The 24,456-nt window shown below is 72.0% G+C and carries 18 protein-coding genes; 7 read left to right on the top strand and 11 right to left on the bottom strand.

Going from position 1 to position 24,456, the window contains the following annotated elements; translation table 11 throughout:
- Nucleotides 1-243: 243 nt before the first annotated feature.
- Complete coding sequence (locus HNR25_RS14800; RefSeq protein WP_017542313.1) at nucleotides 244-912, top strand: copper resistance protein CopC; 669 nt, start codon at nucleotides 244-246, stop codon at nucleotides 910-912.
- Between the two features lie 148 nt (nucleotides 913-1,060).
- Here HNR25_RS14800 and HNR25_RS14795 read toward each other — a convergent pair whose 3' ends face one another.
- Both HNR25_RS14795 and HNR25_RS14790 read right to left on the bottom strand, forming a co-directional pair.
- On the bottom strand, nucleotides 1,061-1,822 hold the full coding sequence (locus HNR25_RS14795) for a PP2C family protein-serine/threonine phosphatase (protein WP_017542314.1): 762 nt from the start codon (nucleotides 1,820-1,822) through the stop codon (nucleotides 1,061-1,063).
- 267 nt (nucleotides 1,823-2,089) lie between these two features.
- Nucleotides 2,090-2,926 carry a Rossmann-fold NAD(P)-binding domain-containing protein gene (locus HNR25_RS14790; RefSeq protein WP_184635969.1) on the bottom strand — a complete coding sequence of 279 codons (837 nt, stop codon included), beginning with the start codon at nucleotides 2,924-2,926 and terminating at the stop codon, nucleotides 2,090-2,092.
- A gap of 514 nt (nucleotides 2,927-3,440) precedes the next feature.
- Here HNR25_RS14790 and HNR25_RS14785 point away from each other — a divergent pair.
- Nucleotides 3,441-4,682, top strand: coding sequence for a glycosyltransferase (locus HNR25_RS14785; RefSeq protein ID WP_184635968.1), 1,242 nt, complete (start codon nucleotides 3,441-3,443; stop codon nucleotides 4,680-4,682).
- Between the two features lie 90 nt (nucleotides 4,683-4,772).
- Nucleotides 4,773-5,735 carry an anti-sigma factor RsbA family regulatory protein gene (locus HNR25_RS14780; RefSeq protein WP_184635966.1) on the top strand — a complete coding sequence of 321 codons (963 nt, stop codon included), beginning with the start codon at nucleotides 4,773-4,775 and terminating at the stop codon, nucleotides 5,733-5,735.
- A 61-nt stretch (nucleotides 5,736-5,796) separates the two neighbouring features.
- On the opposite strand, the gene HNR25_RS14775 is transcribed toward HNR25_RS14780, so the two are convergent.
- Nucleotides 5,797-6,147, bottom strand: a complete 351-nt coding sequence (locus HNR25_RS14775; protein ID WP_017542317.1) for an STAS domain-containing protein — start codon at nucleotides 6,145-6,147, stop codon at nucleotides 5,797-5,799.
- A gap of 211 nt (nucleotides 6,148-6,358) precedes the next feature.
- Nucleotides 6,359-7,111 carry a GAF and ANTAR domain-containing protein gene (locus HNR25_RS14770; protein ID WP_184635964.1) on the bottom strand — a complete coding sequence of 251 codons (753 nt, stop codon included), beginning with the start codon at nucleotides 7,109-7,111 and terminating at the stop codon, nucleotides 6,359-6,361.
- Between the two features lie 179 nt (nucleotides 7,112-7,290).
- Here HNR25_RS14770 and HNR25_RS14765 point away from each other — a divergent pair, with 179 nt between their 5' ends.
- On the top strand, nucleotides 7,291-8,454 hold the full coding sequence (locus HNR25_RS14765) for a PAS domain-containing protein (protein WP_184635962.1): 1,164 nt from the start codon (nucleotides 7,291-7,293) through the stop codon (nucleotides 8,452-8,454).
- 61 nt (nucleotides 8,455-8,515) lie between these two features.
- Here the strand turns inward: HNR25_RS14765 and HNR25_RS14760 are convergent, their stop codons facing one another.
- Complete coding sequence (locus HNR25_RS14760) at nucleotides 8,516-9,529, bottom strand: NADP-dependent oxidoreductase (RefSeq protein WP_312862549.1); 1,014 nt, start codon at nucleotides 9,527-9,529, stop codon at nucleotides 8,516-8,518.
- A 172-nt stretch (nucleotides 9,530-9,701) separates the two neighbouring features.
- Between HNR25_RS14760 and HNR25_RS14755 the strand changes: the two genes are divergently transcribed.
- Together HNR25_RS14755 and HNR25_RS14750 are read left to right on the top strand one after the other, a co-directional pair.
- Entirely contained in the window at nucleotides 9,702-10,718 is a 1,017-nt protein-coding gene (locus tag HNR25_RS14755; protein ID WP_184635958.1) for an aldo/keto reductase, read from the top strand.
- A gap of 215 nt (nucleotides 10,719-10,933) precedes the next feature.
- On the top strand, nucleotides 10,934-12,544 hold the full coding sequence (locus HNR25_RS14750) for a CocE/NonD family hydrolase (RefSeq protein ID WP_184635956.1): 1,611 nt from the start codon (nucleotides 10,934-10,936) through the stop codon (nucleotides 12,542-12,544).
- A gap of 110 nt (nucleotides 12,545-12,654) precedes the next feature.
- On the opposite strand, the gene HNR25_RS14745 is transcribed toward HNR25_RS14750, so the two are convergent.
- The 3 genes from HNR25_RS14745 to HNR25_RS14735 form a co-directional block, all read right to left on the bottom strand.
- Nucleotides 12,655-13,395 carry a hypothetical protein gene (locus HNR25_RS14745; protein ID WP_184635954.1) on the bottom strand — a complete coding sequence of 247 codons (741 nt, stop codon included), beginning with the start codon at nucleotides 13,393-13,395 and terminating at the stop codon, nucleotides 12,655-12,657.
- 473 nt (nucleotides 13,396-13,868) lie between these two features.
- Nucleotides 13,869-14,507, bottom strand: a complete 639-nt coding sequence (locus HNR25_RS14740; RefSeq protein ID WP_017542325.1) for a response regulator — start codon at nucleotides 14,505-14,507, stop codon at nucleotides 13,869-13,871.
- 17 nt (nucleotides 14,508-14,524) lie between these two features.
- The gene (locus tag HNR25_RS14735; protein ID WP_184635952.1) at nucleotides 14,525-18,868 is read right to left on the bottom strand and encodes a HAMP domain-containing protein; all 4,344 of its coding nucleotides are present in this window, start codon (nucleotides 18,866-18,868) and stop codon (nucleotides 14,525-14,527) included.
- 391 nt (nucleotides 18,869-19,259) lie between these two features.
- On the opposite strand from HNR25_RS14735, the gene HNR25_RS14730 reads away from it, so the two are divergent.
- The gene (locus HNR25_RS14730) at nucleotides 19,260-21,461 is read left to right on the top strand and encodes a GAF domain-containing SpoIIE family protein phosphatase (protein WP_184639327.1); all 2,202 of its coding nucleotides are present in this window, start codon (nucleotides 19,260-19,262) and stop codon (nucleotides 21,459-21,461) included.
- A 21-nt stretch (nucleotides 21,462-21,482) separates the two neighbouring features.
- On the opposite strand, the gene HNR25_RS14725 is transcribed toward HNR25_RS14730, so the two are convergent.
- The 3 genes from HNR25_RS14725 to HNR25_RS14715 form a co-directional block, all read right to left on the bottom strand.
- Nucleotides 21,483-22,088: a response regulator transcription factor gene (locus HNR25_RS14725; protein WP_017542329.1), complete on the bottom strand. Its 606-nt coding sequence runs from the start codon at nucleotides 22,086-22,088 to the stop codon at nucleotides 21,483-21,485.
- Complete coding sequence (locus tag HNR25_RS14720) at nucleotides 22,085-23,380, bottom strand: sensor histidine kinase (RefSeq protein ID WP_312862548.1); 1,296 nt, start codon at nucleotides 23,378-23,380, stop codon at nucleotides 22,085-22,087. The genes HNR25_RS14725 and HNR25_RS14720 overlap by 4 nt, the downstream gene beginning before the upstream one ends.
- A gap of 178 nt (nucleotides 23,381-23,558) precedes the next feature.
- On the bottom strand, nucleotides 23,559-24,422 hold the full coding sequence (locus HNR25_RS14715) for an ABC transporter permease (RefSeq protein ID WP_017542331.1): 864 nt from the start codon (nucleotides 24,420-24,422) through the stop codon (nucleotides 23,559-23,561).
- Nucleotides 24,423-24,456 lie beyond the last annotated feature (34 nt).

Below are 24,456 nucleotides of genomic sequence, written 5' to 3'. Positions count from 1 at the left end.
CCGCCGCAGCACGGCTGCGGACGCACCGCCCGGCGCACCCCCGGAGCACAGGGGCAGCAGGGGCACGGAGGCACGCGCGGCGCCGCCGGGGAAGCGCCGACTGTATAGGTTGAGGGGCCGTACGGCCCCGGTCCGTACCCGGTCCGCGACGGCGGAACGGGTACGCATACGCCGTGCCGCCCCGCGACGGGCACCTCCCGCCCGGAGGCCTGTCCCCATCCCCGTCCCTAAGGAACCCCTCCGATGACCCTGGACATGCCCGCAGCGCTCCGCACACCCCCGCAGCAGCGGCTCCCCGCGCGGATGCGGCGCCCGGCGGTCGCCGCCGCGGCCCTGCTCGGCTCCCTGGCGCTGGCGACCGCGACGGCGCCGCCCGCCCTCGCCCACGACACTCTGCTCGGCTCCACTCCGGAGGACGGCGACGAGCTGGACACCGCCCCCGGAAAAGTGGAGCTGACCTTCAGCGACGACATCGGCGACGGCGGCAACGCCATCGTGGTCACCGGCCCCGACGGGGCCGACTACGAGGAGGGCGAGGTCGAGATCGAGGGCCCGGACGCCTCCGTGGGCCTGCGGGACCTGCCCGCCGCAGGCGAGTACACCGTCGCCTACCGGATCGTGTCCTCCGACGGCCACGCGCTGGAGGACGAGCTCGCGTTCTCCGTCACCGACGAGGCCGTCGCCGGTACCGGATCCTCTCCCGAGGCCCAGGAGTCCGCGCCGCAGGACGGCGACGGCGCCGACGGCTCGGGAGACGGCGCGGACGCGGACGAGTCGCCTCCGGCCCGGTCGCCGACCGATCCGTCCGTGCTGGGCCCGGTCGGCGGCGTCGTGGCTGGAATCGCCGTCATCGCCCTGATCGCCATCCTGCTCATCCGCATGCGCAACCGCCCCGGCGGCACGGACGACTGAAAGAACCCCGGGAACCGCTCCGATCGAGGGGTGCGGCGCCGGAGCGGAAAGCGCGTAGCGCGTGCTCCGGTGTACCGCACTCCCCGGAGCACCCCGGCCGGACGTATTCCGAGGGGTGCCTCGGGGCCGCAGGCGGACTCAGGCGGCCTCAGACGCGGCGGGCCAGCATGATGCTGATGTTGTCGCGGCCGCCGGCCTCCATGGCCGCCTGCCACAGGCCGTGCACGGCACCCTCGTCGCTTCCGGCCTCGGCGATGAGGCGCTCCATCTCCGCCACCGTCACCAGGTCCGAGAGGCCGTCGCTGCACATCAGCCACGCGCTGGGGTCCGGCTCGTGGTCGCGTCCCACGTGCGGCAGCATCGCGGTGCTGCCGCTTCCGCCCAGCGACTGGGTGATGAAGTTCGTGGTGACCGGTTTGCCGTCGTCGGAGGGGGGCAGCGGTGGAGAGTCGTCCTCGGAGAGCTGGCGCAGCCGGGTCCCCTCCAGCCGGTAGGTGCGCGAGTCGCCCACGTTGAACCAGAAGTTGCCGTCGGTGTTGAGGAGCAGGCCCGCGACCGTCGTCCCCATGCCGGAGAACTCCGCATGCTGGGTGGCGTGGTCCTTGATCTCCTCGTCGATGTTCTTCAGCAGGACGTCGACGTCGTCGGGGCTCACCAGCCGCGGGCTCATCTCCGCCATGCGGTGCACGGCGTGCTCCGAGGCGATCTCGCCCGCCGCGTGGCCGCCCAGGCCGTCGGCGACGGCCAGGATCACCGGCTCGGTGACCGGCAGGACGCACCGCGCCGGGAGGGTCATGTTGGCGCTGGCGACCGTGAGCGCGCCCATGACCACGGCGTCCTCGTTGGCCGTGCGTACAGCGCCCCGGTGTGTGAGGGCCGTGACCGTGACTTCCCCACCAGCGACACCCATACGCCCAACCTCCTGTTTCAACGGCAGTGGCTGCCGAACAGTCCCAAGCGGCGCCTGACCGTACGGGAGGCCGCGGCGCGTTGATCATGCAACCGTATCCGGGGACCGCTGATCGTGGTCAAAATCCGCCTACATCATGGCGGAAATCGCCCCCATACGCAGTTCCCGGCGGCTTCGTCGCCACCAAACTACGGGCGCACTCTACGCCCCGGCGAACATCCGTCGGCCAGAGGCGACGGAACCTGCGAATCGTCCGTGTCCCCGCCCCTACTGCGAATGCGGAACCCGGGCTACTCCTACCACTTCACCGCAGGGCCCGTCTTCCGCGGCCAACCCGGCGACCGCCGCGGCGACGGCGGTGTCGGTGTCGCCCGAGCGCAGCGCGAGGCAGTTCACCCGGACCCGCCGCTCGCCCGGCGAGCCCGCGAACGACCGCAGGGCCGCTCGCGACCGGGGGCCGACCGGGTACGGCGCGCCGCGCCCGCTCACCACCACAGCCGCGGCCCCCTCGCTGAGGAAGGGCCGCGCTCCGCGCACCGTGCGCACGGCGGCTTCCAGCTCCGAACCCGGACCCATCGGGGGCGCGGGCGCGGCATCCGGCGCGAGAGCCACAGCGGCGCCCAGACCGCCCGCTCGGTGGGATCCCCGGGCGTCCTCGGCCGATCCGCAGACCACCAGCAGGTCGACGGCGCCGAATTCCAGTGCGGTGTAGGCCACGGCGGCGCGGCCGTCGCTCTCGCTGGCCGGGTCGCAGTGGATCGGCAGCGACCAGGCGCCCAGCGCCGACACGACTCCGGCGGCCGCCAGGACCGGATCGTCGGCCAGACGCTTCCGGGGCACGGGCCGCGCGCCCGGCGCCAGTCCGTCCAGCCGGGTGGTGTCGGCCAGTGCCACGGCGGCGCCCTCCTTGGCGAGCCCGGCGGCCACGGTTCGCCCCGGCCCGCCTCCCGCCAGTCCGCCGACGACCAGTGCGCGGCGTCCGCGCAGCGCCTCGTGCGGCGTGTAGTCGGGCAGGGGGTCCGGTAGGTCCCGCTCCGGTAGGTCCCGGGCCGCGCCGCGGCGGCCGTCCGCCGCGGCTGCACGCCCGCAGGGCCGCGCAGTCATGGTCCCTCGTACTTTCGAATCACAGGAGACACCTACGCGGCCGAAAATGCCCGAGGCACCACCCGCCAAACGCGCACCCGCGCGCACCGCGCAGACCCCGAAAGCGAAACAGCGGGTCAAAGCGCTTGTCTTGTTCGGTTCTCGACGGCTCTGGCATAATCGCCGCGTTGGGTGTCTAAGACGCAGACACACCGACGTTCGCGCGCTCGCCGCGGCGCTGATCCATCGCGCCTCCGCTCCAGCGAGCGCTCCTCGTGAATCCGCGAACGCTCCAAGGTGTGATCCGTATGCGTCTGCCCTTCTCCGGTTTCCGGCCATTCCCCCCATTCGCCGTGCACCGGCCGCACGCCGCCCGTGACGGCGCAGCTGCGCGCCGTGTGCCGGCACGCCTGAGTACCCGCCGCCGCGTCCCGCCGCGCCGCGCGCCCGCGGGCGCCGCCTGCGCGGCATCGCCACCCTGCGGCCCAGCACCTGCCTGCGCACGGGGTCGTCGTCTCGTCGTGAGGAGTCACACGTGAAGATCGCAATGGTCGCCGAGCACGCCAACCCGCTGCCCGCCCACAAGGGCGAACCCGCCTGCGGCGACAGTGTCCAGGTCGCAGCGCTCGCCCGCCACCTGGCCAAGGCGGGCCATCGCGTGGCCGTCTACGCCCGCAAGCACTCCCCCGCCCTGCCCGAACGCTCCCGCATGGGCCGGAACGCCACCGTCGAGCACCTCCCGGCCGGACCCGAGCACCGCATGGAGGAGGGCGCGGCCGCCGAGCACACCGGTGCCTTCGCCCAGGCTCTGGGCGAGCGGCTCGCCGAAGATCCCCCCGACGTCCTGCACGCGTTCGGCTGGACCAGCGGCCTCGCCGTGGTCTCGGCCGCCCGGGCCTGCGACGGCGAGCGCCCGCGCGTCGTGCAGACCTTCCGCTCCCTCAACGCCGCCGAGCAGCGCGCCGGCCTGCCCGAGCGCACCGACCGCGCCCGCATCGAAGCCGCGGTCGCCGGGCACGCCGACCGGATCGTCGTGGGCTCCGCCGACCAGCGCTTCGAGCTGGCGCACATGGGGCTGCCCCGCGCCAAGGTCAGTGTGGTCCCCTTCGGGGTCGACACCGACCACTTCAGCACCGAGGGCGGCTCCACGGCCGACACATGGAGCCCGCGCCGCAGCGGACGCACACGGATGATCTCGGTGACCGACCTGGCCGCCGGCGGCGCCGAGGTCCTGATCGCCGCACTGCTGCGGCTGACCGACGCCGAGCTGACGGTCGTCGCCGGTCCGGGACAGGAGGAGCTGCCGCTCAGCGACGACGCGCGGCGCGTGGAACTGCTCGCCAAGGAGGCCGGCGTCGACGACCGGCTGAGCCTCGCCGGCCCCGTCGACCGCAAGGAACTGCCGCGGCTGCTGCGCTCCGCCGACGTCTACGTCTCCGGCGCGCCCTACGAGCTCTGCGGCGGCGCCGTGCTGGAGGCCATGGCGTGCGGCTTGCCGGTGGTGGCCCGCGGAGCCGGTGTCGTCAACGAGGCGGTGCTGCACGGCACGACCGGCACTCTGCTGCGCGAAGCCCGCCCCGACGCGCTGGCCCGCGCGGTCCGCTCGCTGACCGCCGAGCCCACCATGGCCGCCGCCTACGGCATCGCCGCCGCCGACCGGGCGGCGTCCCGCTTCACCTGGGAGCGGGTCGCCGCCGAGACCGAACGCGCCTACCGGCACTGCTTCCCGGTACAGGAGGCCGAACTGCCCTACGCCGCGGGCGATGGTGCACACTAGTCGGCGGCCGGGTGCCGGCGGCAGCGCGCCGGCGGCCGGTCGAACGGGAGCACGAGCGGCTGCGGCTAGAAGGGCTGCCGGGTCGAGTCGATGACGTCGCGCGCACAGACCGCCGGAACGGGCGCTGAGGGGACCGGGGGGTTCCAGCACCGCGGCGTGTTCTTCTCTTCAGCCGAGGACCTGCGCGAACGGGTCCTGCCCCGGATGCGCGCGGCGCGCCGGGACGGCGACCGCGTCGTTCTGAGCGTGGCGCCGCAGACCCGCGCGACACTGCTGTCGGGCCTGTCGGCGGCCGACGCCTCCGGTGTGGAGCCGCTGGACCCGGCGGAGCTCTACGACGCGCCGGGCCGCACCCTGGCGGCCCTGCACGCGCGGGCGCGCGCCGAGCATCCCCGCCCGGTTCTGGTGGTGGGCGAGCCCCCGCTGCCGACGCAGGATCCGGTGCGGCTGCGCGAGTGGCACCGCCTGGACTCGGCACTCGCGCGTGCGCTGGCCGCGACCCGGCTGCGCATGCTGTGCCTGCACGACGCCCGCGCGCTGCCCGAACAGGTGCGGCTCGACATACGACGCACCCACCCCGTTCTCGTAGCCGGCGGCGCCGAACACGACAGTCCCGACTACGTCGGCCCGGCGGAGTTCAGCGCACCCGACCGCACGCGGCTGCTGCCCCCGCCGGGCGGCGAGCAGCGCAGCCTGGAGTTCGGCGGCGACCTCGCGTCGCTGCGCACCGCGGTCACGGAGCTGGCCGAGAAGGCCGAGGTCGCGCCGGATCGGCTGAGCGATCTGGTCCTGGCGGTCAACGAGCTGGCCGCCAACGCCGTCGAACACGGCGGCGGGTCCGGAACGGTGACGCTGTGGCGCAGTCCCGGCTGGACACGGTGCGACGTCACCGACCGCGGCCCCGGGCTGGGCGACCCCCTGCGCGGCTACGACCCGGCCGACCCGCTGAGCCCGCGCGGATACGGCCTCTGGATCACCCGGCAGCTCTGCGACTACATGGAGATCGGTTCGGCAGGGCGCGGCACCCGGATCCGGCTGCACTTCCGAACGTGACCCGGCCTGCGGGCCGCCGCGGAATCCGGGGGCACCCGGCGCCCGCCCCCGGGCCGGGCCGTCAGGCCAGGACCGTCTCCACGGCGTGGCCGGTGTCCTCTTCGATGCGCAGAACCTGGTCGATGCCGGCGATCACGAACAGGCGCAGGACGCTGCGCTGAGGCGCGGCGACCGCCAAGCCGACGCCCTCGTCGCGGGCCTGGCGGTAGGCCGAGACGAGCACTCCGATGCAGCGGGAGTCGCAGAAGCCCACGCGGGACAGGTCGATCACCACACCCCGCCACGGGGGGTCGGCCGCGAGCAGGCGGTCGAGCACGTCGGCGAGGCCCGGCGACGTGACGGCGTCCAGCTCGCCCTCCGGGGCGACCACCACGACGTCGCCTTCCGACCGGACCGGGATCTCCGTCGCCACAGTCACCTTCCTCGATTCCCGCTGGAGGCGCTGCGCGCCGTGGACTCTCGCATCCCCCGCCGCCCCCGCGCGGAGACGGGCGACGGATCCCCCGAATCGGCGCGGTCGGTCCGCGGCGGTGCGGGTGCCGCCAACCCTAGCCGCATGCCGGTGGGTGCCACAGTGTGCGCTGCACAGCGTCATAACACCGATACGCCACCCGCGACGGGGATCAGCGACCGCTGCTCTCGGCGTGCTCGGTGACCAGGCGGCGCGCCACGTCGGCGACCTTGCGCCGATTGCGCTGGGCCACCTGCCGCAGCTCGGCGAATGCCTCGTCGGCGTCGCAACCGCGCGCGTGCATGATGATGCCTTTGGCCTGGTCGATGACGGCCCGCACCGACATCGCGCGGCGCATGTGGGCGGCTTCGCGCGCGACGTCGGTGTAGCGGTCCGCGGTGTGCAGCGCCACGGCCGCGTGCTCGGCCAGCAGCGCCATCAGCGGGGTCACCACCGACCCGTCGAAGGCGTCGGCGCGGCCGGCGTGCACGCCGAACGTCACCACCTCGCCCTCCAGCTCGCAGGGGAAGGTCACCGATGCGCGGTCGCCGCACTGGACCGCCATGCTGGTGTAGTTGGGCCAGCGCTCTTCGCGCAGCACGTCGCCCACGGCCACCGGGCGCATCTCGCGCACCGCACCGACCGTGGGGCCTTCGTCGGTGGTGTACTGGTGCTCGAAGGCGGTGGCCAGGTCGGAATGGGAGGCGCCGTAGTCCACGACGACATGGCGGCCCGCGACCCGCTCCGACTCCTCGGAGCGGTCGTCGCCGGGCGCGACGTCGTGCCAGATGACCACGAGCGCCGCGGAACACCCCGGAACCTCGCGGGCGGCGGCCGCGCTCATCCGGTCCAGCGCGCGCTCCGGTGTGGCGGTCTCCGCCTGCCCCAGCGCGCCGATCTCGCGCGCGAGGCGGTCGACCCACATGGGCACGTCCCCCTTTCCGGTCCGGGTGCCCCTGCGGCGTCCGGACCGGTGTCCCGGGCCCCGCGGGCGGACCGTGGCTCTACGTTAATCGCGATCCCACCGGCTCGGTCGCATGCGCTAGCGTCATGGCGGGGCCGGGCCCGCCCGGCCCCGCACCCGTCCACGTCAGGAGTGCAAGCGTGCCGGACAACCTCGCCGACCTGCAGCGTGAGGTCGCCGAACTGGGTGATCGCGTGGCGGCGCTGCGGAGCACGCACAGCATGTACCCCGACGACTCCGCCGAGACCGCCGAGGCGGCCCTGACCGAGCTCGGGTTCGCCCAGGAGCTGCTGCAGGACTGCGGGCAGCGGCTGGCGGCGGCGGAGTCCGCCGCGGCGCCGCGCCGGTCCAACGGCGACGACGAGCGCGCGGTACTGCGGGCCGTGTTCGGCCAGTTGAGCGTTCCGGCGGTGCTGCTCGACCACGAGGGCTACATCCGGCGCATCAACGCGATCGGTGCCGACCGGCTGGGCAGCTCCCCCGGCTACCTCTCCGGCAAGCCGTTCGCGACGTTCGTGGACCTGCGCAGGCGGGCGGCGATGCGCTCGCGCCTGGCCGCGGTGCTGCGCAGCGGGGAGTCGGCGTCGTTCGACTCGCGGCTGGCCCAGCGCGGGTGGGCCGAGGACGTGCACATGACGCTCACCCGGCTGGACGTGCCCACCGAAGCCGCACCGCCGGTTCTGGCGGTGCTCTCGCCGCCGCTGGCAGGCGGGGAGGACGAAGGCCCGGCTCCGCTGGAGCCCGAGGTCGAGGACCAGGTGGTGGTGCTGGCCGCGCGCCGGCTGGACGTGCTGACGCGGATGACGCGGCTGCTGCTGGCGAGCGCGGGCCCCGGCGGGGCGGGCCGCCCGCTGGCGCTGGACGACGCCGCGGCGCTCCTGGCCGACTCTTACGCCGACTGGGTGATCGTCGACGTATGCGACCTCCCCGGCAGCGCCGAGCAGGCCCGCCGGGCGGTCGTGTCCGGCCCGTCCGGCGAGAACGGGCCGCGGGAGCTGGTGGGTGCACTCGATCCGCTGGATTCGGAGATCCCCCGCGAGGTGCTCGCCAACGGCAATTCGGTGCTCAGCCAGCTCATCGAGGACGAATCGGCGCTGGGCCGGGCCGACGGCGCCCCGGTGCTCAGCGCGCTGGGCGCCGGATCGCTGATGTGCGTCCCGCTCAAGGGCAGCCGCGGGGTCCGCGGCGCCCTGACACTGATCCGCCGCAGCAACCGGGGCAGCTTCCGACTCGCCGACCTGGGCTTGATCGAGGAGATCGGCGAGCACATCGGGCTCGCGCTGCCGCCGCGTGCGGCCGGGTGAACCCGGACACACGCGGCGGCGGACTCCGCCGCCGGCCGGCGGCGCCGCGGGGCGCACCCGGTCACAGGCGGACGATCATCTTGCCCGTGTTCTGCCCGCGCATCATGCCCAGGAACGCCTCGGGCGCGTTGTCGATGCCGTCGGCGAAGGTCTCGTCGGCCCGGATGGACCCGTCGGCCAGCCAGGGCCCGACGTCGTCGAGGAACGCGGACATGCGGTGCATGTGGTCGCCGATGATGAAGCCCTGCATCATCACGCGGCGCGCGATGGCCTGGAACATGTCGCGCGGTCCGGGCGCCGGTCCGACGGCGTTGTACTGGGAGATCATTCCGCACAGGGCCATGCGCCCGTGGTTGCGCATGTTGTGCAGGGCCGCTTCGAGGTGTTCGCCGCCGACGTTGTCGAAGTAGACGTCGACGCCTTCGGGGGCGGCCTCGGCCAGCAGCTCGGCGACCGGCCCGTCGTGGTAGTCGAAGGCCGCGTCGAAACCGAGGCCGTCGCGCACGTAGTCGGTCTTGGCCGTACTGCCGGCGCTGCCGACGACCCGGCCGGCGCCCCGCAGCTTGGCCATCTGGCCGGCGGCGCTGCCCACGGCGCCCGCCGCACCGGAGACGAACACGGTCTCGCCGGGGGCGGTCCGGGCGATGTCGAAGAGCCCGACCCATGCGGTGAGCCCGGTCATCCCCGCGATGCCCAAGTAGGAGGTCACCGACGGCACCCGGTCGGGATCGACCGGCCGCGCTTCGGCCGCGGGGATCGTGGCGTATTCGCGCCATCCCCGGTTGTGCAGCACCAGGGTGCCTTCGGCGACTCCGTCGGCGCGCGACGCCACCACCTCGCCCAGCGCGGCCCCTTCCATCGGGCGGTTCAGCGCGAACGGCGGGACGTAGGACTCCGTGTCGTTCATGCGGCCGCGCATGTAGGGGTCCACGGACATGTAGCGGTTGCGTACCAGCACCTCGGCCTCGGCGGGCTCGGCCACGGCCTCGTCGACGATGCTGAAGTGCTCCGGGACCGGCTCGCCCTGCGGGCGCGAAACCAGGTGTACGGATCGTGCTTTCGCCGGTGTGGTCACTGTCACCCCTCCTCGAAGTTGTCGAACGGCCCGCTGCCCACGGCGCGGCCGGCGTAACCGACCGGCCGGTCGGAACCGGTCGCCGCGGCGGTGCGGGGCGTGCCATAGGTTGACCGCAGGCGGGCTCCGCGTCCGCCGTCCGCATTTCGTACGTCACGAAAGGCCGCCGGCAATGGAGTACGTACCGCTGGGCCGCACCGGCGTCAGAGTCAGTCCGCTCACCCTCGGCGCCATGAACTTCGGCTCCTGGGGCAACAGCGACCACGACGACTCCGTGCGCATCATCCACCGGGCACTGGACGCCGGGATCAACGTCATCGACACCGCCGACGTGTACTCGGCGGGCGAGTCCGAAGAGATCGTCGGCAAGGCCCTCAGCGGGCGCCGCGACGACGTCGTCGTCGCCACCAAGGCCCACGGGCCCATGGGCACCGACCCCAATGCGCGGGGCAATTCCCGGCGCTGGCTCGTGCGCGAGGTCGACGAGAGCCTGCGCCGACTGGGCACCGATCACATCGACCTTTACCAGATCCACCGACCCGACCCCGACTGCGACGTGGACGAGACGCTGGGCGCGCTCACCGACCTCGTGCGCGCGGGCAAGATCCGCTACGCCGGGTGCTCGACCTTCCCGGCGCACCGGCTCGTGGAGTCGCACTGGGTCGCCGAGCGGCGGGGCCGCGAACGGTTCGTCACCGAGCAGCCGCCCTACTCGATCCTCACGCGCGGCATCGAGGCCGACGTGCTGCCTGTGGCACGCGAGTACTCCATGGGTGTGCTGCCGTGGAGCCCGCTGGCGGGCGGGTGGCTCTCCGGCAAGTACCGCAGGGGCGCCCAGGTGGACAGTCCCCGGATGAGCCGGATGCCCGACCGCTACGACCCCGACAAGCCGCAGAACGCGGCCAAGCTGGAGGCGGTCGAGCAGCTGGTGGGGGTGGCCGAGGACAACGGGCTCACGCTGATCGAGCTCGCCCTGGCCTTCGTGCTGGAGCACCCCGCCGTCAGCTCGGCGATCATCGGACCGCGGACCATGGACCAGCTGGAGTCGCAGCTGAGCGCGTCGGAGGTCCGGCTGCCGGCCGAGACGCTCGACCGCATCGACGAGATCGTCCCGCCGGGCACCAACCTGAACCCGGCCGATGCGGGATGGAGTCCGCCGGAGCTGAAGGCCGCCGCGCGGCGCCGCTGAGCGTCGGTCCTTCCCGGCCGGTCCTCCGGCCGGGAAGGCGCGGGCACGGCGGCCCTCTTTACACCGGCGGGGCGACGGTTTAATTTAACCAATGAGTAACTTACTGTCGAGTAAATGCGCGTCCGGACGGTAGGCGCGACCGCCGCCGCGTACCCAGACCGCCCCCGACCCTCCGTCCCCCTCCGGCCCCCGCCGGACGACCCCCCGAGGTCAGCATGCACACACCGCGCGCACTGTCGGCGAGCGCCCTCGCCGCGATACTCCTCGTGTTCCCCCTCGCACTCCCCGCATCGGCCGCGACGGCCGACGGCACCGGCGCCCGAGTCTCCTACGAAACCGTCCCCGGCCACGGCGGAACCGACCTCAAAGCCATGGTCATCACCCCCACCGGCTACGAGGGCCCCCGGCCGCTGCTGGTGATGCCGGCCGCCTGGTCCACCAGCAACCTGCTCTACGTCGGCGCCGCCAAGCGCCTGGCCTACGAGTCGGGCTACCAGGTCATCAGCTACACCTCACGCGGATTCTGGGACTCCGGCGGCGAAGTCGAGGTCGCCGGCCCCGAGGACGTCGCCGACGCCCGCGCGGTCATCGACTGGGGCCTGCGCGAGACCGACGCCGACCCCGAACGCGTCGGCATGGCCGGCATCTCCTACGGCGCCGGGATCAGCCTGCTCACCGCCGCCGAGGACGACCGGGTCGAAGCCGTCGGCGCGATGAGCGGATGGAGCGATCTGGCCGCTTCCATCTACCCCGACGAGACCGTCAACTACCAGGCGGTGGAGCTGCTGCTGACCTCCGCCCGCCTCACCGGGCGGCCCGGCGACGCGCTGGAGGAGATGGAGTCCGAGTACCGCGACGGCAATGTCCAGCCGGCGCTGGAGCTGGCACCCGAGCGGTCGGTATCCACCAAGATGGACGCCCTCGACGCCAACGGGCCGGCCGTCATGCTCGGCCACGCCTGGAACGACGGCATCTTCCCGGCGAGCCAGTTCACCGACTTCTACAGCGACTACACCGGCCCCAAGCGCCTGATGCTGTCGGCCGGCGACCACGCCACCGCCGAGGCCTTCGGTGCGTTCGGCCTGCCCGACGAGACCTGGGAGTCGCTGACCCGCTGGTTCGACCACCACCTGCGCGGCGCCGACAACGGCGTCGCCGCCGAGGACCCCGTGCGGGTCAAGCCCAACAACGGGGGTGCGTGGTCCTCCTATCCCGACTGGGAGTCGGTGTCCGCGAAGGAGACCACGCTGCACATGGGCGAGCCCGAACGGTCCTGGAGCGACTGGCAGCGCACCGGCGGGCTGGCGGACGAGCCGCAGACCGGCTGGGAATACGGCGTGCGCGCCGGTATCGGGACTGCCGCCGAAAGCGGGACGCTGCTGCTCAGCGGCGCCCTTCAGCAGTTCGCCGGCGTCCCGACCGGAGTGTCGCTGCCGCTGGTGGACCGGCGCCGCGCCGGTGTGTGGACCGGCGGGGCCTACGCCGACGGCGTGCGGATCAGCGGAACGCCGCGGGCGGACATCACCGTCACCCCCACCGACAGCGAGCAGTCCCTGTACGTCTACCTCTACGACGTGGACCGGCACGGCACCGGTTCACTGGTCACGCACCAGCCCTACACGCTGCGCGGCGCCGAGCCGGGGCAGCCGGCCGACCTGGACGTCGCCCTGGAGCCGGTGGTGTGGGACGTCCCGTCCGGGCACCGCCTGGCCCTGGTGGTCGACACCCGTGACGCCCGCTACACCGACGAATCCGACATCGGCGAACGCGTCACCTTCGGCTCGCCGGAGTCCCACCCCGCCTCGCTCACGGTGCCCACCGCCTGAGAACCGGCACCCTGACCAGCGCCGATCTTGTAGCTACGGTCACGGGAAACCGGTTTCTATCACGGTAGCTACAAGATCGACGGCGCGCCCAGGGCCGGAGCCGGGGGGCGTCAGGAGCGGCGCATGAAGAAGAACATCAGTCCGAAGCCCGCGAGGCCGACGATCACCAGCAGGCCGCCGACCACGGCGCCGCCGATGAGTACGGCCTGCGGCACTCCGTCGTCGGAGGCCGCCGGCTGCCCCTGGTCGGAGGAGCCGCCGTCGTCGCCGGATCCGGCGTCGGCGGCCTCGCCGGTGACGGTGACGGTGGCCAGCGCCTCGGTGGCGCTGTCCGGCGAGCAGACGGTGGTCGAGTCCCCGGGCGTCTGGGTTACTTCGACGGTGACCTCGCCGGGCGCCAGCGTGACCTCGCCCGGGGCCGTAGGGGTGAACGTGCCGCTCAGGGTCGACTCGTCGAAGGTGTCGTTGTCGTCCGGGCTGAAGGCGCCTTGGGCCTCGATGGAGGCGGTGGCGGTCGGCGACGGAGCGGCGTCCCCTCCGAGTTCGACGTCGGCCGCGAGGGTGCCCGAGATGATGTCGCCGCCGTCGACGTAGTAGTAGTACGTGTGCCCGCCCGGCTGGATCTGGAACTCGATCTCCTCGCCGACCTCGCTCTCGGCGGGAGCCGTGACGCGGAAGTCCATATCCGAGGTCTCCGAGAGGTCGTCGACCTGGTCGGCACAGGTGTAACTGAACGTTCCCGTGGTGCCCTGAGGGCTGTCCGCCCACACTGGCGTCGCGGCGAGCGAGGCACCCAGGCCCAAGCAGACGGCGGCGAGCCCGGAGGCGGTGCGGGACATCGTAGGGGACACGGTTGTCGCTCCAATGGGTCCGAGGGAAGGCAGCTTGGTTCCGCGCCGCACCACGTGTAGCGGCTCGAACCGGCAGAATCCGAGCGGCCCTGACCGCGGCGGCGAATCGTGCGGCATACGGCGGGAAGACCGGGTCAGGTTACAACGGGGGTATGGGGACCGGCGGGTGCGGTATGCGCGGAGGGGACTGAGGGCTCAACACCCTCGAACCGGGACGATTCGCCCTCTATTGCCTACACGAGACCGCAGGTCTCCGAGCTTCCCGCGCCCCCGTCGAGGGCGGGACCGCCCGATCTTCGCCGACTGAGACGCCGCCGGGGCGGCACCGGTTCCAGCGATTCACGCCCCGATCGCTCCGGCCGCCCTGTAGGGAATCCCGAGCCCCCGGCCGCCGCACCCGTCCGGCGTGCCCTCGGTGGAAACCGCCCCCGCCGGCAAGGGTGGCCGATTCCGGCCGCCCCCGCCGCCTGCCCCTACTCCGGCCCGCGGATCGCGTCGACGAGGGTCGTCAACTGCGCCACAGCCCGGTCGAGATCGCGGACCGCCTCGATCGTGCTCGGATCGCTGTCGTGCTCTTCGGTGACGACCTTCTCCCGCAGCGACTCCAGGTTGGTGTTGATGTCGGCGACCCGCCGGGAGAGCTGGTCGGAGACCGGCGCCGACGACTCCCCGGTCTCGGCGGAGAGGTCCCGCTGCAACAACTGCGACTGCGTGCGCAGCCGCTGCTTCATCTGGTGCAGCTCCACGAACACCTCGACCTTGGAACGCAGCACCCACGGATCGAACGGCTTGGTCAGGTAGTCGATCGCCCGCGACGCGTACCCGCGGAAGACCCGGTGCCGGTCGATTCCGGCACCGGTGAGGAAGATGATGGGCACATCCTTGGTCTTCTCGCGCTGCTTGATGTGGGACGCGGTCTCGAAACCGTCCATCCCCGGCATCACGACGTCGAGCAGGATGACCGCGAACTCGTCTTCGAGCAGCGCTTTCAAGGCCGCCTCCCCCGAATTCGCGCGCACCAGGTTCTGGTCCAGGGAGGTGAGGATGGCCTCCAGGGCCGTGAGGTTCTCGTCGCGGTCGTCAACGAGGAGGATGTTGGCCTTCTGCGGCACGTCTGCTGCTCCTGCTCCTAGTCCGTGCTGTCCGGGCTGTCGGCCCCACCGGTGCCGTCCGGGCTCTGCCGGCCCGATCCGCCCGCTTCGTCACCGTCGCCGTCCAGCCACCTGCGGATCACGTTGAGCAGGTGGTCGAGATTGACGGGCTTGGTCACATAGTCCGATGCGCCCGCCTCCAGGCTGCGTTCGCGGTCGCCCTGCATCGCTTTCGCGGTCAGCGAGATGATCGGCAGATCCGCGAACTGCGGCATCTCCCGGATCGCACGGGTGGTGGCGTTGCCGTCGAGTTCCGGCATCATGATGTCCATCAGGACCAGCTCGACGTTCTCGTTGGCCTCCAGTTTCTCGATACCCGAATGCCCGTTGTCGGAGAAGTGCACGCGCAGCCCGTGCGCCTCCAATGCGCTGGTCAGGGCGAACACGTTGCGGATGTCGTCGTCGACGATGAGTACCTCGCGCCCGGCCAGCGCCGCGTCCCGGTCGGGATCGGGTGTGGCGCCGGTCTCGGAGGACGCACCGGCCTCGCCTTCCATCGCGGCTTCGGCGGGCTCGGCCAGTGCGGGGACCGGAGCCGGCTGCTCCTCGGCCCCGTCGGCCTCGGACTCCTCCTCGACCTCCGCGGGTTCGATGGTCTCCAGCGGGCTCAGGTCCGCCGGGCTGTCGGGAACCTGCACGTCGACCTCGGTGAGCGGTTCGATGTCGGCGCGCGCCCCGGTCACCGGCTCGGGCGGGGAGTCCAGCGACGCCTCGATCCGCTCGGCGGTGCCCTCGGGCACGCGCACCGGCAGCAGCAGCGTGAAGGTGCTGCCCTCGCCGTGCACGCTCTGCACCCGGATCTCGCCGCCCAGCAGCCGCGCGTAGTTCTGGCTGATGGACAGTCCCAGGCCGGTACCGCCGAAGCGCCGGCTGGTGCCGCCGTCGCCCTGGTGGAACGCTTCGAAGACCACCTGCAGCTTGTCGTCGGGGATGCCGATGCCGGTGTCGGCGACCGAGAGCGCGACGATCTCGTCGTTCTCACCGAACATGTCGAGGTCGGCGTCCTCCAGCGCCCAAGCCGGCTCGATGAGCAGCCGGACCTCGCCGGTGCTGGTGAACTTCACCGCGTTGGACAGCAGGTTGCGCAGGATCTGCTGCAGCCGCTGCTCGTCAGTCCACAGGTAGCTCGGGATGTCCGGGGAGACGTCCACGCCGAAGGCCAGCCCGCGCTCGGCGGCCATCGGCCTGAAGGACGCCTCGACGTAGTCGACCAGCTGGCTGATCGACACGTCGGTGGGCTGCACCTCGGCCCGGCCGGCCTCGACCTTGGCCAGATCCAGGATCTCGTCGATGAGTTGGAGCAGGTCGTGGCCCGCCTTGTGGATCGTCTGGGCGAACTCCACCTGCTTGGAGGTGAGGTTCTGCTCGCTGTTGTCGGCCAGCAGCCGCGCCAGGATGAGCAGGCTGTTCAGCGGAGTCCGCAGCTCATGGGACATGTTCGCCAGGAACTCGGACTTGTACTTGGAGGAGACCTGCAGCTGGTGGGCGCGGTCCTCCAGCGAGCGCCGCGCCCGTTCGATCTGGCGGTTCTGCAGCTCGATCGCCCGGTTCTGGCTGGCCAGCTGGCCCGCCTTGCTGTGCAGCTCCGCGTTCTTGCGGCGCAGTTCCTCCTGCTGGCGCTGCAGCTCGTTGGAGCGCTCCTGCAGCGCGTTGGTCAGCTGGCGCGACTGCAGCAGCAGGTACTCGGTTTTGGAGTTGGCCAGGATGGTGTTGACCGTGGTGCCCAGCTGGGCCATCAGCTGGCGCAGGAAGTCCAGGTGCACCTCGCGGAAACGCCCGTAGGAGCCGAGCTCGACCACGCCCAGGACCCGGTCCTCGGAGATGATCGGGAAGATCGCGATGGTCAGCGGCGCCGCCTCGCCCAGGCCCGAACCGACCTTGACGTAGTCGGACGGCACGTCGTTGATGAGCATCTCGCTCTTCTGCGCGATGACCTCGCCGACCAGGCCCGTGCCGGAGCGCACCCGGCGGCGGTCGTCGTCGGGGCGGTAGCCGAAGCTGCCGAAGAGCAGGAAGACTTCCTCGTCGTCCTTCTCCTCGGGCAGGTAGCAGGCGCCGTGCTGGGCCTCGACCAGCGGAGTGACCTCGGTCATGATGAGCCGGGCCAGCTCGTTGAGGTCGCGGTGGCCCTGGATGTGGCCGGAGATGCGCGCCAGGTTGGACTTCAGCCAGTCCTCGTCGCGCTGGGACGCGGTGGTCTCGCGCAGATTGCTCACCATCAGGTTGATGTTGTCCTTGAGCTTCTGCATCTCGCCGCGGGCGTCGACCTGGATGTTCTGCGTGAGGTCGCCGCGGGTGACCGCGCTGGCCACCTCGCCGATCGCGCGCACCTGGGTGGTGAGGTTCCCGGCCAGCTCGTTGACGCTGTCGGTGAGCTGCTTCCAGGTGCCCGAGACACCGTCGACCTTGGCCTGACCGCCCAGCTCGCCCTCACTGCCGACCTCGTGGGCGACGCGGGTGACCTCGGTGGCGAACGCCGACAGCTGGTCCACCATGATGTTCACGGTGTCCTTCAGCTCCAGGATCTCCCCCTGGGCGTCGACGGTGATCTTCTTGGACAGGTCGCCCTTGGCCACCGCGGAGGTGACCTGGGAGATGTTGCGTACCTGGGTGGTGAGGTTCTGCGACATCGAGTTGACGTTCTCGGTGAGGTCCTTCCAGATGCCCGAGACGCCCTTGACGTCGGCGCGGCCGCCCAGCTTGCCCTCGGTACCCACCTCGCGGGCCATGCGGGTGACCTCGTCGGAGAAGGAGTCCAGCTGGTCGACCATGACGTTGATGGTGTCCTTCAGCTCCAGGATCTCGCCCTTGGCGTTGACGGTGACCTTCTTGGTCAGGTCGCCGCGCGCGACCGCCTGCGTGACGATGGAGATCTGGCGCACCTGGTGGGTCAGGTTGTTGGCCATGGAGTTGACGTTGTCGGTCAGGTCCTTCCAGACCCCCGACACCCCGCGCACGTGCGCCTGGCCGCCCAGCGTCCCCTCGGTGCCGACTTCGCGGGCCATGCGGGTGACCTCGTTGGCGAAGGACTCCAACTGGTCGACCATCGTGTTGACCGTGTCCTTGAGGTCGAGCATCTCGCCTTGGGCGTCGACCGTGATCTTCTTGGACAGGTCGCCCTTGGCCACGGCCGTGGTCACCTGCGAGATGTTGCGCACCTGGTAGGTGAGGCTGTTGGCCATGGAGTTGACGTTGTCGGTCAGGTCCTTCCATATACCCGACACGCCTTTGACGTTGGCGCGGCCGCCCAGCTTGCCCTCGGTACCCACCTCGCGGGCCACCCGGGTGACCTCGTCGGCGAAGGAGTCGAGCTGGTCCACCATCGTGTTGACCGTGTCCTTGAGCTGCAGCATCTCGCCCTGGACGTCCACGGTCACCTTGCGGCTGAGATCGCCGCGCGCCACGGCCGTGGTCACCTGGGAGATGTCGCGCACCTGGTTGGTCAGGTTGTCGGCCATGGAGTTGACGTTGTCGGTCAGGTTCTTCCAGATGCCCGAGACGCCCTTGACGTTGGCGCGGCCGCCCAGCTTGCCCTCGGTACCCACCTCGCGGGCCACGCGCGTGACCTCGTCCGAGAAGGAGTCGAGCTGGTCCACCATGCCGTTCACGGTGTCCTTCAGCTGCAGCATCTCGCCTTGGACGTCGACGGTGACCTTGCGGCTCAGATCGCCCTCGGCCACCGCGGTGGTGACTTCGGAGATGTTGCGCACCTGCGCTGTCAGGCGCGACGCCATCTGGTTGACCGATTCGGTGACGTCGCGCCAGGCGCCGGAGACCCCGTCGACCTTGGCGCTGCCGCCCAGCTTGCCTTCGGTGCCCACCTCGCGGGCCACGCGCGTGACCTCGTTGGTGAAGCCGTTCATCTGGTCGGCCATGCGGTTGACCGACGTGGCCAGGCGCAGCAGGTCGCCGTGGAGCGAGCCGTGGCGGCTGGTGAGGTCGACCCGCTGGGACAGGTCGCCGCCGGCGACCGCATCCAGGATCTGGGCGACGGAGGTCACCGGTTCGCTGACCTCGTCGAGCAGCTGGTTCAGCGAACGGACGCTCTTGCCCCACGCGCCGCGTGCGGGGCTGACGGCGATGCGCTCGTTGAGTCTGCCTTCGGTACTGACGACGCCGCCGACCCGCTGCAGCTCGCTGCTGAGCTGCTCGCAGTGGTCCAGGACCTGGTTGAAGACGGAGGCGATCTCACCGGACCGGCCCTCGCCGCGAGAGTCCAGCCGTACACTGAAATCGCCGTCTCGCATGCTGTAGAGCGCGCGGAGCAGCTCGTCGAGCTGCGCATCGTGCTTGTCGTCCGGCGCCCGTGTGGCCTCTGGCATTGATCCCCTCCTCATACTGCTCACTACGGGCATCTCGGGCCGGTTGGGGGACCGGGGCCGCCTGATCGGGGGAACGATCTCACGTGGCAGGATCGTCGCCCCCGGTCATCGACGCACCGTACCGTTAAGGACGATGGCCATACCAGACGTCAGCCGAGATGGGCCGCGAGCTCTAGGCTATGCGGCCTGTCAGCCCACGCGACGAGCCTTCTGAAATGATGGTCCCGTCGCCGTCCCCACTGTGCCCGCTCCGGCGAGCGCACGCCGACACCGCGGGTCGTCACCGATCGAAGGGATCGGGGGCCGGGGTCCTGGCGGCCGCACTGCGGCCGTGCCCGCCTTCCTCCCGCAACTGGAGAGAACGTACGGCTTCACGATGCCACACGAGACGATGAAGGCCGCCCGGCGCGAGTTCTCGCCCACCCCCGGGACCGCGGCCGAGGCGCGGGACTTCGTACGCGACACCCTCGCCGAATGGAGCGCCGACCAGGCCGCCGACGACGTCGTCCTGCTCGTCAGCGAGCTGGTCACCAACGCGGTCGTGCACGCCGAGAGCAATCTGGAACTGGTCGTGCGCCGCCTGCCCTCGGCGGTCGAGGTCGTGGTCGCGGACCGGGTTCCCGAGCGTGCCGTCCCCCAGGCGGGCCCGCTGTCGGTCGACGTCTCCGCCTCCGCCGACCCCGGGCGCAGCGGCGGGCTGGGACTGGCGCTGGCCGGGGCGGTCGCCAGCAGCTGGGGCGTCAGCTACAGCAAGGACGACAAGGCCGTCTGGTTCCGCATCCGGGACGAGGACGGCGAGGCGTCGAAGGACCCGGATACCGACGGCGAAACCGCAGGCACGTCGCTGGAGCCGCCGGACCCGGTACGCCCCGCGCGGCGCCGGCCCTTCCGGCCCAACCCTTGGGCGGCGCTGGACGCCGCCCTCTCGGCGCGGCTGCCGCTGCCCGAGCTGCTCGACCGCACCGTGGAGTACTCCCGCTCGGCGCTGGGCGGCGACGCCGCCTATATCGCCCTGGCCACCACCGACGAGACCGAGTGGGACCTGCGCGCGGCCACCGGCCTGACCGACGAGCCCTGGCGGCCGTTCCGCAGCCGCACCGAAGAGACCTTCCCGTCGGTGACGCCGGCGGCGGGCGCCACCATCAACGACGACCTGATGATCGCCCGCGCCCACCGCGGCAAACTCGCCCAGGCCGGCATGCGTTCCCTGGTGACAGCGCCGCTGATCGTCGACGGCCGTGTCGCCGGGCTGATCGGCGTGGCCTCGCGGCGCGTCCGGCACTTCGGCGACACCGCCGCCAAACGCCTGCAGGACGGCGCCGACCGCATCGCGCTGCCGATCGAGCGTGCGCGACTGGCCGAGGTCGAGCTGGCCCGCCGCGCCAGCCTGAGCTTCCTGGCCGAGGCCAGCGACCTGCTGACCGGAACCCTCGACGAGCAGATGACCGCCGCTCTGGCCTGCCAACTGGTCGCCTCGCGGCTGGGCAGCTGGTGCGCGGTGGAGTCCACCAGCGAGCTGGGCACCACGCGGCTGACGCACGCCATCCACCGCAACGAGAACTACAACGACGTGCTGCGCACGCTGCTGACCGAGCTGCCGCCGCACATCCAGCGCGAGGCGCGCCCGCTGTGGAGCCGCGAGTCGCTCTCGGCAGCCGGGCTCGTCGACGAACTGCTGCTGGAACTGGCCGAAGGGCCCGCTATCAGCGTGCCGCTGGTGGCCCACGGCCAGACCCTGGGCCGGCTGACCCTGGGCAAGGACGCCGACGAGGACTTCACCCGCGACGACGTCGACGTCGTCGACGACCTCGCCCGCAGGGTGTCCTCGGCGCTGGAGAACGCGCGGCTGTATGCGGGGCAGACCTCGATGAGCGAGGCGCTGCAGCGCAGTCTGCTGCCCGCCAAGGAGAAGGAGCCGGCCATCCCCGGCGTCGACCATGCGGTGTTCTACCGCTCGGCCGACGAGCGCACCGTGGTGGGCGGCGACTTCTACGACGTCTTCGCCACCGACGGCCGGTGGTGCTTCGCCATCGGCGACGTGTGCGGCACCGGCCCCGAGGCCGCCGCGGTCACGGGCCTGGCGCGGCACACCCTGCGCGCGCTGGCCCGCGAAGGGTTCTCACCCGCCCACATCATGGACCGGCTGAACAAGGCCATCCTGGACGAGAACACCAGCACGCGGTTTCTGACCATGCTCTACGGCGAGATGACCCCGCTGGGCGCGCCCGGCCAGGGGATGCGCCTGCGGCTGGTATCGGCGGGCCACCCGCTGCCGCTCCGGCTCGACCGCAAGGGCGAGGTCGGCTCCGTCGGCAGCTCCCAGCCGCTGCTGGGGGCGTTCGAGGACGTCGAATTCTTCACCGAGACCCTGGAGATCGGGTCGGGCGACGTCCTGCTGGCGGTGACCGACGGCGTCACCGAACGCCGCAACGGCACGCAGATGCTCGGCGACGAGGGCCTGCGCGACATCTTCACCAACTGCTCGGGGCTGACGGCCCAGGCCGTCATCGTCCGTATCGACCGCGACCTGGAGGAGTTCGCCCCGGGCGGCCACACCGACGACACCGCCATGCTGGTGCTGCGGTTCCTCTGACGGCCGGGCCCGCCCCGGCCGTCAGAGCCACCCCATGCCCTGCGCCGTGCGGATCGCCGACATGCGGTTGGCGGCGCCGGTCTTGGTGATGGCGCTGGAGAGGTAGTTGCGCACGGTGCCCTCGGTCAAGTGCAGGGAACGGGCGATGTCGGCCACCGCCCCTCCCTCGGATGCCGCGCGCAGCACCTCGGCTTCACGCGCCGTCAGAGGGCTCTCGCCGGAGGCCATGGCCGCTGCGGCCAGCTCGGTGTCGATGTAGCGCCCGCCCGCGTGCACCTTGCGGATCGCGCCGGCGAGCTCGTCGACCGGGGCGTCCTTGGCCAGAAACCCCCGCGCCCCGGCGGCCAGCGCACGCCGCAGGTAGCCGGGGCGGCCGAAGCTGGTGAGCATCAGTACGCCGCAGTCCGGCGCCGATCCGTGCAGTTCGGCGGCGACCTCCAGCCCGCCCGTACCGGGCATTTCGATGTCCAGCACCGCGATTCCGGCGCCCGTGCGGACCACCGCGTCGGCGACCTCGTCACCCCTCCCGACCTGGGCTGCGATCTCCAGGTCGGGCTCCAGCCCGAGCAGGGCCGCGATCGCGCCGCGCACCAGGTGCTCGTCGTCGGCGAGTACGACTCGGATCACGCGGTCACGTCCTCTCGGCCCGACGGCTCGTCGCCTGTGTTCCCTCCGCCGCGGCGCTCCGGCAGCGGCACGACGGCGCGCAGCAGGAAACCCGTCCCGGCGGAGGCCGGACCGGCGGTGAGCGCTCCGCCGGCGGCGGAGACCCGCTCGCCGAGTCCCGACAGCCCGTTGCCGAAGGACGCGGCGCCGCCGCCCGGCTGCGCGCCGTCGTCGAAGACCTCGACGACCAGTGTGCCGCCGTCCCGGCGCAGGGTGACGGCGCAGTTCTTGGCCGTGCTGTGGCGCAACACGTTCGTGGTGCCCTCACGCACGACCCACGAGGCGATCGACCGCTGGTCGGCGGGAACGTCGACGTCGGCACCGGCCACGGTGCAGCGCACGCCCGCGGCGGTGAGCACGGCCTGGACTCCCGCGGACTCCGCGGCCAGATCCACGTCGCGGTAACCGGACACGGCGGTGCGCACCTCGCGCAGCGCGTCGCGGGCCAAGTGCTGCACGGCGGTCATCTCGCGGGAGGCCGCCTGCGGGTCGATCTCGGCGAGCCGGGCGGCCAGTTCGCTCTTGACGGCGAGCGCCGAAAGGCTGTGTCCCAGCAGGTCGTGCATATCGCGGGCGAAACGCAGCCGCTCTTCGGAGACCGCCAGGCGCGCCTGGGCGTCGCGGGCCGCGTGGGCCTCCGTGACGACGTCCCACAGGGAGATGATGGCGGCGTTGCTGGCCAGCATGACGACGAAGACGATCAGGTGCAGCGCCGCCAGCACGCCGCTGATGACCACCGCCTCGATCAGCGGCATTCCGACGCTCGCCGCCAGGAACGGCACGATCCCCGCGGCGAGCATCAGCACCGTGTACCCGGCCTTGTGCCGGCGCCGACCGGTGACGGCGACACTGGCGGCCCAGAACTGGGGAGCGGTCAGCGCGGCGGGATTGGGGCCCAGCAGACCGACCGTGCCGAGCAGCGCCAGGTAGGACACCACGACGTCGCGACGCAGCGCGGTCGCCGGGCGGTCGATCCGGGTGCGGATCACCCGCATCGACGCATAGGCCAGGACGAGCGAGCACAACACCCCGGCGCCCGACAGCGCCGCACCCGCGCTGCCGGGCGCACGGCTGGCGAAGGTCGCCAGCGTCCCGTCCCCGGGCCCGCCGATGTCAACGGCCGCGAAGACGGGGGGCAGCACGCAGAACACCGGGGTGCTCATCGACAGCAGCAGCACGATCCGGCGCGCGCGGTCGATCCGGCGCCCGCTGCGGTCCGAGTGCGCCAGTTCCGCCGTGTCGTGGTCCGCCACCCGGTCCTCCCCTCCTGTCCGGCGCCGTCGCGTCCGCGCCGTTCACCCTAGACGCCTGCGCTCCCGGACTCCGCGGGCGGCGCGGACGCACGGGCGGCGGGACCGGCCGTCCTCCGGCCCCCGCCACTCCGTGCCGCCGGCGGGAACGCGCCCGTCGCCCGCCGGCGGTCGCGAAAACTCAGCCCGGCTGGCGCGGATCCCAGCGGAAGTAGCGCAGCGACAGCACCGACAGCGCCGTCCAGGCCAGCACCACCGCCAGCGACGGCAGCGCGGCCGCCCACAGGTCCAGCCCCGTCGCCGGGCTCGCGCCGACCAGGTCACCGAACACGTCGTTGCCGGTGTATCCGCCGCGCAGCAGCTCCACCACGGGCGCCATCGGCAGCAGTCGGCTGGCGGTCGCGAGTTGGTCGGGCATCATCTCCAACGGGATCATCAGCCCGCTGGAGGCGTACAGCGCCAGGAACGGCACGATGCTCATCATCTGCGTACCCTCGGCGTTGCGCGCGAGCCGGGTCAACGCGGCACCCAGCAGCACCATGGTGACCGTGCTGAGCACCACGGCCAGCGCGACCATCACCGGGTCGGCCGGGACCTCGCCGGTCTGGGCGATCAGGACACCCCACGGCACGGCGGTGAGCAGGACGACCACGGCCAGCACCGAAAGCGTGGTCGCGCCGAACAGCGCGACGGGCGGCACCCCGCTGGCGCGGAAGCGCTTGAGGATGAGCTGCTCGCGGCGGGCCGCGTAGGTGTTGGAGACGTGCATGACGCCGATCATCATGATGATGGCGGCCGGGGAACCCGTCAGCGCCAAGGTCTCGTTGGAGACGCCGGGAACGGGCGACTCCCCCTGGGAGACGACTCCCAGAAAGACGAATACCAGCGGGAACAGCACGAAGAACAGGGCCGTGCGGTAGCGGTACATGAGGGTGAATTCGGTGCGGGTGAGCCGCAACGTCTGGCGGAGGGGGCTCACGGGCCGGCGCTGCCGCGCCCCCGCGGTCCCGGCCGGCGCGGCGTCGGCCGTCTGCTGAGTGGTCATCGCTGTGTCCTCTGCTGTGGTGCGGTGCGGGCTC

This window comes from Streptomonospora salina (assembly GCF_014204715.1).
In the GTDB taxonomy this organism is placed as follows: domain Bacteria; phylum Actinomycetota; class Actinomycetes; order Streptosporangiales; family Streptosporangiaceae; genus Streptomonospora; species Streptomonospora salina.
This window is presented reverse-complemented; position numbering and strand designations above follow the sequence as displayed.